The sequence below is a fragment of the Phenylobacterium sp. genome, from assembly GCF_004799395.1.
Classification (GTDB): Bacteria; Pseudomonadota; Alphaproteobacteria; order Caulobacterales; family Caulobacteraceae; genus Phenylobacterium.
The window spans coordinates 35839-43896 of record NZ_SSMZ01000087.1 but is presented as its reverse complement, the minus strand read 5'-3'; the positions used below and the strand labels follow the sequence as shown (position 1 = coordinate 43896).

The window sequence follows — 8058 nt, the reverse complement described above, 5'->3', positions numbered from 1 at the left end:
ATGGTCATGGTCATGGTCATGGTCATCGTGAACGTGGTGATCGTGGTCGTGGTCGCAGTGCTCGTCGTGCACGTGCCCGGCTTCGCCGTGGACGGGGTTCAGGAAATCCGGCTCGATCTGTTCGATCCGCGCCAGATCGAAGGATCCGCGGCCCAGCACCTGGTCCAGGGGCACGTTCGACCGCTGAGCGCGGTGGATCGGCGCCAGCGGGTTCAGCCTGCGGATCGCACGCTCGACCTCCCGAAGCTCGGCCTCGGTGACGAGGTCGGTCTTGTTCAGGATGATCTGGTCGGCGAACGCCACCTGCTCGGCGGCCTCCTTCGAGTCGGCCAGACGTAACAGCAGGTGCTTGGCGTCGACCACGGTGGTGACGCTGTCGAGCTCGGTCTTCGCCCGCACGTCGTCGTCGACGAAGAAGGTCTGGGCGACAGGGCCAGGATCGGCCAGGCCAGTGGTCTCCACGATGATCGCGTCGAAGCCGCCCTTGCGCTTCATCAGGCCGGAGACCACCCGGATCAGGTCGCCACGCACCGTGCAGCAGACGCAGCCGTTGTTCATCTCGAAGACTTCTTCGTCGGCGCCGACGATCAGGTCGTTGTCGATACCGACCTCGCCGAATTCGTTGACGATCACGGCGTAGCGCTTGCCGTGGTCCTCCGAGAGGATGCGGTTGAGCAGCGTGGTCTTGCCGGCGCCCAGATAGCCGGTGAGCACGGTGACGGGAATCTTGCGGACCGAGACGTCGTTCATGGCGCGTACTTAGGGGCCGCCTAGTCCTTGAGCAATGCCGCGGCGATCTTCTCGCGGGTCATGGGCAGGTCGCGGACGCGCGCGCCGAGGGCGTGGGCGACGGCGTTGCCGATGGCCGCCATCACCGGACCCTGGCTGACCTCGCCCAGGCCGCAGGGCCGTTGGTCTCGCGTATCGATGAGCTCGATCTCGATGGGCGGGACATCCGAGAAGCGCAAGATCGGATAGTCGTCCCAAGTGGTGGAGGCGATGCCCGCGCCGCCCAGTTTCACCTGTTCCTTGAGCGTCCAGCTGCCGGCCATGATCATGCCGCCCTCAATCTGGTTCCTCGCCCCGTCGGGGTTGACGATCAGGCCGCCGTCGCAGACGCACCACAGATTGAGGAGCTTCACCTCGGTCTCGACGTCGACTTCGGCCGCGCAGGCCACCATCGCGCCGCGACCGCGGTGCCGGTCATAGGCCAGGCCCAGGCCGCGGCCCGTCCCGATCTCCCAGCGCCTCGCCCAGCCGCATATCTCCGAGAGCCGCGTCAGAACCGTGCGGCCACGCGGCTCGGCGAGCATGCCCAGCCGATAGGCCAGGGGATCCTGGCCGGCGGCCTCGGCGATCTCGTCGACAAAGCACTCGCTGGCGAAGGTGTTGGGCGCGCCGCCCAGGCTGCGCAGGGACGAGGAGCGGATCGGCGTCTCGATGACGTGCTCCAGCGTACGCGTCGTCTCGATGGCGTAGGAGGGAGTCGCGTTCAGCAGGCCGCCGGAAAAGCGTGAGCCGTCGGGCATCAGGCGCTGCGGGGGAGGCGGCGGGGCGACGTAGCCGGGAAGCGCGCTCTCGGCGACCGCTGTCCCGCGGGCGCCTGTGTGCGGCGTGTTCCAGATCTCGGCGGTGTAGTCCACGAGCCGGCCCGAGGCGTCCAGTTCTGCGGAAAGCTCCATCAGCATGGCCGTGCCGACCGGGGCGAAGCCGAACTCGTCCTCGCGCCGCCACTGCACGCGGATCGGCTGGCCGGGACGCCGCATCGCGATCAGGGCCGCATCGATCGGCGGATCGTCGGCGCCGTTGTGGCCGTAGCAGCCGGGGCCCTGGCCGTGGATCACCTCGATGGCTTCGGGCGCAAGACCCGTGATCCGCGCCGCCAGGGCGCGCATCGGATAGACGCCCTGGTTGTGCGTCCAGATCGTCAGCCGGCCGTCCTTATACTGGGCCAGTCCGGCTGACGGACCGAGGGAGCCATGGCTGAGGAAGGGTTTGCCGTAAGCGGCGGCGATACGCCGGCGGTTGGACGGCCCAGGCTTGGCCGCCCCGGCTGCAAAGTCCTCATGCGGCAATGTTTTGAGCGCGGCGGCCTCGGAGAGCGCCGGATCCATCGCGCGCACACCTTCCCAGCTGGCGGCGGCCTCAGCGGCGGCGTGGGCGCGGGCCGCGTCGGCCTCGGTGTCGCAGATCAGCGCCACGAAGGCGTGGTCCACCAGGATGTCGACCTCCGGGACGGCGCGCCTGACGGCGGCCTCATCAAGGCTCCGGAGGCGCGCTTGCGGGCTGGGCTGGCGCAAAACCCGTGCGTGCCGAAGGCCGGGCAGGGTCAGGTCGTGCAGGAAGGCCGCGCCGAACAGCTTGGGCGGCAGGTCCATGCGGGGTTCGCTCCGGCCCATGAGCCGCATGCGTTCGGGCGCCTTCAGCGACGCGTCGCCGGTGGCCTCGCGGGCGAGGTCCACCTCACCGGCCAGACTCCAGTAGTCCAGGCCGGTGGCCTGGCCGCCCCTGAGGAAAGCCCCGTCGCGGACGTCGAGTTCGGCGGCGTCGCATCCCAGCCTGCTCGCCGCTGCGGCCGCGAACAGGGCCCGGACTTCGGCGCAGGCGGCGCGGATCGCCGGGCCGGAGAACTCGATCGACATGGAGCCGACCGTGAGGCCCTCGTCGGGGATCTCGCCGGTGGCGGCATGGACGACGTTCAGGCGGTCGAAGGGCACATCCAGCTCGTCGGCCGCCATCTGCGCCAGGGCGGTGAGGACGCCCTGGCCATACTCCATCCGTCCGAAAGCGATGCGCGCGCGCCCGTCGGCCTCGAAGCGGGCCCAGCGGTCAAGTCGCGGGTTGGCGGCGAGCATGGGCGGGATCATGCGCCCGCGCCTTCGCGCATCCGCGCCGCCGCCAGCGCCACGGCGTCCATCACCCGGTTATGCACGCCACAGCGGCAGAGGTGCCAATCCAGCGCCCGGGCGATTTCTGCGCGGGTAGGATCGGGATTGCCATCCAGCAGCGCCTTGGCGCCGATCAGGATGCCGGACAGGCAATAGCCGCACTGGCCGGCCTGCAGCTCCAGGAAGGCGGCCTGCAGGGGATGCGGCGCTTCCGGCGTCCCCAGGCCCTCGACGGTCACGATCCGTTTTCCGGCCAGGGCGCCGATCTCGGTGTGGCAGGCCGCGGCTACCTTGCCGTCGACCAGCACCGCGCAGGCGCCGCACTGGCCGGCGCCGCAGCCGAAGCGTGCGCCGAAGAGGCCGAGCTGGCCGCGCAGCACATCCAGCAGCAGGTCGGACTCCTCCGCCTCCACCGAGGTTGTGAGCCCGTTCAGGGTGAATTGGATGGTCTGACGCACACCGGTCTCCGCTTGGCCTTTGGCAAGTACATCGCCCCGACGGCGGGGTGGCAACCTTGATGCGCCTCAAAGCGCCGCTCGCCTCGGCAGGATCTAGATGTTATAGAATAACACAGCATGACCGCCGCCGACCCCAACTGCGCCCATTCCACCCTCGACGGCTATCAGGCCGACGGCGCCTACCTGGGCGCCGACCATAGCCGCAACGAGCGGCGCACCCGGATCGTGATGGGCATCTGCATCGTCACCCTGATCGCCCAGGTGACCGGCGGCCTAGTGTTCCGCTCCATGGCGCTGACCGCCAGCGGCCTGCACATGGCCGCGCACGTAGCGGCCCTGCTGGTCGCCTCCGGGGCCTATGCGCTCGCCCGGCGACACGCGACGAGCCCGCGCTTCGCCTTCGGGACCGGCAAGATCGGCTACCTGGCGGGGTTCGCCAATGCGGTGGTGCTGGGCATGACCGCCGTGCTGATCGCCGTGGAGAGCATCCAGCGCCTGTTCACCCCGGAGACCGTCGACTATGGCTCGGCCATGCCGCTGGCCGCCGGCGGCCTAGCGGTGACCCTGGTCTGCGTCTGGCTGTTGAAGCCAACCGAGCGCGGCCGCCACGACCTCAACATCTCCGCGGCCCACCTGCACCTGTCAGCCGACGCCATGGTCGGCGGGCTGGCGATCGCCGGCCTGATCGCGGGCCAGCGCCTGGGCTGGGCCTGGGCCGATCCGGCGGCCGGCTTGATCGGCGCGGCCCTGGTGGCGCAGTTCGCCATCAGCCTGGTCCGCCGGGCGAGCGCAGCCCTGCTGGACATGAACCCCTCGCCCGAGCTCACCGCCGAGGTCCGCGCCCGGCTGGAGGCCGAGGGAGAGGAGGTGACGGACCTGCACATCTGGAACCTGGGGCCGGGCCACAACGCCGCCGTCGCGGTGGTGAGCGCGCCCGATCCACGCCCAGCGGAGGCCTATCATCTGCGATTGAAGGGCCTGGAGGGCCTCAGTCACGTCACTGTGGAGGTGCGCAGCGCGAATCCGCGCTAGTTTGCTTCCGATGAGTGGCTTCCTTTCCCGAACCTGGCGTCGCGCGAGCGCGCGGCCGGTCACCCTGCTGGCGACGTCCATCGTCCTGCTGGCCGCGACCTTCGCCGGCGGCTGGTGGGGCGCGGCGCGCCTGACCCCGCAGAAGATCGCCTACACCAAGGGCCCGCCCGCGCCCGTCCGCACTCGCGACGCCCCGCCCGCGCCGGCGGAGCTGCAGGCCACGCTGGAGCGGATCGTCCAGGGCTATGGCGAGCCGGTCGGCATTGCGGTCAGCGACGTGACCTCCGGCTGGACGGCTTCGGTGGCCGGCCGCGAGACCTTTCCGCAGCAGAGCGTCTCCAAGCTCTGGGTGGCGCTGGCGGTCATGCAGGCGGTGGACGACCATCGCCTGTCGCTGGACCAGAACGTCGTCATGCACGCCGAGGACCGCTCCGTCTTCTACCAGCCGCTGGCCTCGCGCATCCGCGGACCGAACGGTCTGACCATCACGCTCGCCGATCTGATGCGCCACGCCCTGATCGAGAGCGACAACGCCGCCAACGACATGCTTATCCGTCAGGTCGGCGGGGCCGGCGTGGTCACCCAGGCGATCGCCGACAAGCATCTGGCGGGCCTGGCGGTGGGTGGCACCGAGCGTGACGTCCAGACCAAGACCGCCGGCCTGGAGTGGCGGCCGGAATACGGGCAGACCTGGATCTTCAAGCAGGCGCGCGCCAAGCTACCGGACGACGTCCGCGACCAGGCGCTGGCCAACTATCTCGCCAATCCGCCCGACGGGGCGACTCCGGACGGCATCACCACGGCGCTGGCGGCGCTGAAGCGCGGCGAGTTGCTCAGCCGTGCGTCTACCGACTTCATGCTCGATCTGATGGGCGAGGCGCGTACGGGCGTCATGCGCCTGCGCGCCGGCGTCGAGCCGGGCTGGAGCCTAGCGCACAAGACAGGCACTGGCCCGGACTGGCGCGGCGCTTCGGTGGGGATCAACGACGTCGGCCTGCTGACCGCGCCGGACGGGCGAACCTATGCGGTGGCGGTGATGGTGCGGGAAACCAAGCAGCCGCCGTCAGCGCGCCATCGACTGATGATCGGCGTCGCCCGGGCCATCGAGGCCTACTGGCGCGACAGCGGCTCCGGCGCGGCGGGCGGACCGTTGCGAGCTTCCGGCGTCGTGCAGACCGATTAGGCCGAGCCGCGGCGTCGAAGGCCTAGCTTTCCACGTGACCCTTCACCAGCTTCAGGTGAACCTTGGTTCCGGTCGGGTCGGTGGTGTCGATTCCGACCTTCGGATCGGTGGGGAAGACCTGGCAGAGGCTGCCGAACAGGCGCGGCTTCGACTGGCTCATGCAGACCTTGTCGTCCTTCACGGTCCACTTGCCGGCGAGCGCGAGACCTCGGCGGCTCTTGCCCGTCCAGCCGCCGTCCGGCTGCAACCAAATCTTCCGCGAGCGTCCGTCCGGATCTACCGAGACGATCGTGTTGCCGAACGCGGAGCCGACGTTGGCGGCGCCTGGCGACGCGCTGGCCGCGAATGCAGGCGAGGAGAGCGCCAAGACGGCGGGAATCAGGAGAGCGAGGGTTTTCATGTCCCGTGAACGCGTGAACCGCGGATTCGGCGCCGGGCTTGATGTTCAATTCACTTAGAGCGCCGCTTTGATTGCAGGCGCGCGGCTACCCCTCGACCTTCTCCACGTGGCCCTTCACCAGCTTCAGGTGGATGGGCGTGCCGGTGAGGTCCTTGGCGTCGATGCCCTTCACGGGATCGGACGGGAAGGTCTGGCAGAAACTGATCGGCAGGGTCGGCGGCTTGGACTGCTTGAGGCAGACCTTCTCGCCCTTGGTCGACCAACTTCCCGCCAGAGGATTACCGCGCCGGCTGAGGCCCGTCCATTTGCCGTCCGGCTGCAGCCAGATCTTCTGCGAGCGGCCATCGGGATAGATCGACATGACGGTGTTGCCGAAGGTGGTCTCGACCTTGGGGGCGGTCTTATCGGCGGTCTTGTCGGCGGTCTTGTCGGCGGGCTCCCCAGCGGTCGCCGCGGTCGCCAGCGCCAGTAGGGGTATGAGGATCGGAAGGCGGGTCATGCGCCCTTCAACGCGCAAATTCCGGATTCGATACGCCATTATTTTCCACCCAAAGCGATCGTCGGCAAGACCGAGGCCTGTTCGGCGTCCAACTGGGCTTTGCGGAATCGGGTGCGCACGCCTGAGTCCTTGCCGAATTCCATCAGCTGGTCGGTGGCCGGCGTGTAGGCGGGCCAGGTCCCGGCGCCGCATTTGGGAACGCTGGTCTTGGCGAAACTGGCCCAGCAGGCGTGCATCAGGTTGGCGACCTCCTGGTCCTTGGCGCTGACCATGCTCATCGGCGTGCGCCGGCCCCAGTAGTCCCAGACGTACTGGATCTCGTCGGCGTGGCTGGCGCGGGTCTTGGTCGCGGGGAACCGTGAGCCGACATAGGAGAAGTAGTAGAGCCAGCTGGGTTTGCCGCCGGAGGTCTCCGCCGCCACCCAGCGCGCCGGGCCGCCCATGACCCGGTCGGTGAACACGGCGCGGGCGAAGATGTCGGGACCGGCCGCGGCCTCGGCCGTGTAGGCGGGCTTCACGGCCTCGGGTATTCGCGTCAGCGCCGCCTCGCCCAGGGTCATCGAGCCCATCAGCGAGTCCTCGCCGGAGTTGGAGCCGATGATCAGCGGGACGTCGGGGACGTGGCCGCGGGCGATGGCCTGGCTGTCGGTCTCCGTCATCAGCTTGCCGTCGATGAACGGGCCGTAGTTTCCGTTCACCGCCGCCAGCTTGTCCGCCGGAAGCGCGCGCAGATCCGCGGCCGTGGCTGTCGGCGGAACGCCAGCCTTGGCCAGCGCCTCGGCGCCGATCTTCTCCTGGTCGGCCAGGGTCGAGGGACTGGTCCAGCCCAGCCCGCTTTCCACGATGGCTTTCTGATAGAGACCCTTGGCTGAGGGTGTGGCCAGAATCGCCAGCGTGCTCATACCCCCGGCGCTCTCGCCGAAGACAGTGACGTTCTTCGGGTCGCCGCCGAAGGCCGCGATGTTCCGCTGCACCCACTTCAAGGCTGCGATCTGGTCCATCAGGCCGTAGTTGCCCAGCGGCTCACCGGGCTTGGCGGCCTTGGTCAGGGCCGGATGGGCGAAATAGCCCAGCGCGCCCAGCCGATAGTTGATCGCCACCACCACCACGCCGTCGCGGGCGAAGTTCTCGCCGCCGTAGATCCAGCCAGCGCCGGTGCGGTGACCCCCGCCGTGGATCCATACCATCACTGGGGCGCCCTTCGCATTTTTCGGGGCGAAGACGTTGAGCTGCAGGCAGTCTTCCGCGGTCGGCCCGTTGGCGCCGCCGGAGTTGGGCGAGCCGTCAGCGTTCATCGGTTGCGGGCAGGAGGGTCCGGCCTCGGCGGCGGGACGCGGCGCGGTCCAGGGCTTCATCGGTTGCGGTGGCGCCCAGCGCAGGGCGCCGACCGGCGGCGCGGCGAAGGGGATGTTGCGGAAAATATCGGCCTTGTCGGCGGCCACGCCGACCACCGGTCCGCTATCGATCTTCACGGTGACCGATTGGGCGCTGGCGGCGCCGGCGACGAGCGCCACGGCGGCGCCCAGGATAGCGGCGATCCGCATCATCGAAGTTCTCCCCGCCGGCATGCGCCGGCCTGACGGCGCGAACCTTCCGGC

General features: G+C 69.3%; 8 protein-coding genes. 2 read left to right on the top strand and 6 right to left on the bottom strand.

The window, feature by feature from the left end; all coding sequences use genetic code 11:
* The 3 genes from E8A12_RS06360 to E8A12_RS06350 all read right to left on the bottom strand — a co-directional run.
* Positions 1 to 750: GTP-binding protein (locus E8A12_RS06360; RefSeq protein ID WP_293367076.1), on the bottom strand; the 750-nt coding region annotated here is incomplete at its 3' end.
* Positions 751 to 770: 20 nt separating this feature from the next.
* Positions 771 to 2867: a molybdopterin cofactor-binding domain-containing protein gene (locus tag E8A12_RS06355; protein ID WP_293367074.1), complete on the bottom strand. Its 2097-nt coding sequence runs from the start codon at positions 2865 to 2867 to the stop codon at positions 771 to 773.
* Positions 2864 to 3346: a (2Fe-2S)-binding protein gene (locus E8A12_RS06350; protein ID WP_293367072.1), complete on the bottom strand. Its 483-nt coding sequence runs from the start codon at positions 3344 to 3346 to the stop codon at positions 2864 to 2866. Before E8A12_RS06350 ends, E8A12_RS06355 begins: the two co-directional genes overlap by 4 nt.
* Before the next feature lie 117 nt (positions 3347 to 3463).
* Between E8A12_RS06350 and E8A12_RS06345 the strand changes: the two genes are divergently transcribed.
* Entirely contained in the window at positions 3464 to 4378 is a 915-nt protein-coding gene (locus E8A12_RS06345) for a cation diffusion facilitator family transporter (RefSeq protein WP_293367070.1), read from the top strand.
* A gap of 10 nt (positions 4379 to 4388) precedes the next feature.
* A complete protein-coding gene (locus E8A12_RS06340) occupies positions 4389 to 5561 on the top strand; it encodes a serine hydrolase (RefSeq protein WP_293367068.1) in 1173 nt (390 codons plus the stop codon).
* Between the two features lie 22 nt (positions 5562 to 5583).
* Here the strand turns inward: E8A12_RS06340 and E8A12_RS06335 are convergent, their stop codons facing one another.
* The 3 genes from E8A12_RS06335 to E8A12_RS06325 all read right to left on the bottom strand — a co-directional run bounded on the left by E8A12_RS06335 (position 5584) and on the right by E8A12_RS06325 (position 8007).
* A complete protein-coding gene (locus tag E8A12_RS06335; RefSeq protein WP_293367067.1) occupies positions 5584 to 5961 on the bottom strand; it encodes a hypothetical protein in 378 nt (125 codons plus the stop codon).
* An 85-nt stretch (positions 5962 to 6046) separates the two neighbouring features.
* Positions 6047 to 6460: a hypothetical protein gene (locus tag E8A12_RS06330; protein WP_293367065.1), complete on the bottom strand. Its 414-nt coding sequence runs from the start codon at positions 6458 to 6460 to the stop codon at positions 6047 to 6049.
* A gap of 38 nt (positions 6461 to 6498) precedes the next feature.
* Entirely contained in the window at positions 6499 to 8007 is a 1509-nt protein-coding gene (locus tag E8A12_RS06325; protein WP_293367064.1) for a carboxylesterase family protein, read from the bottom strand.
* Between the last annotated feature and the right edge of the window lie 51 nt (positions 8008 to 8058).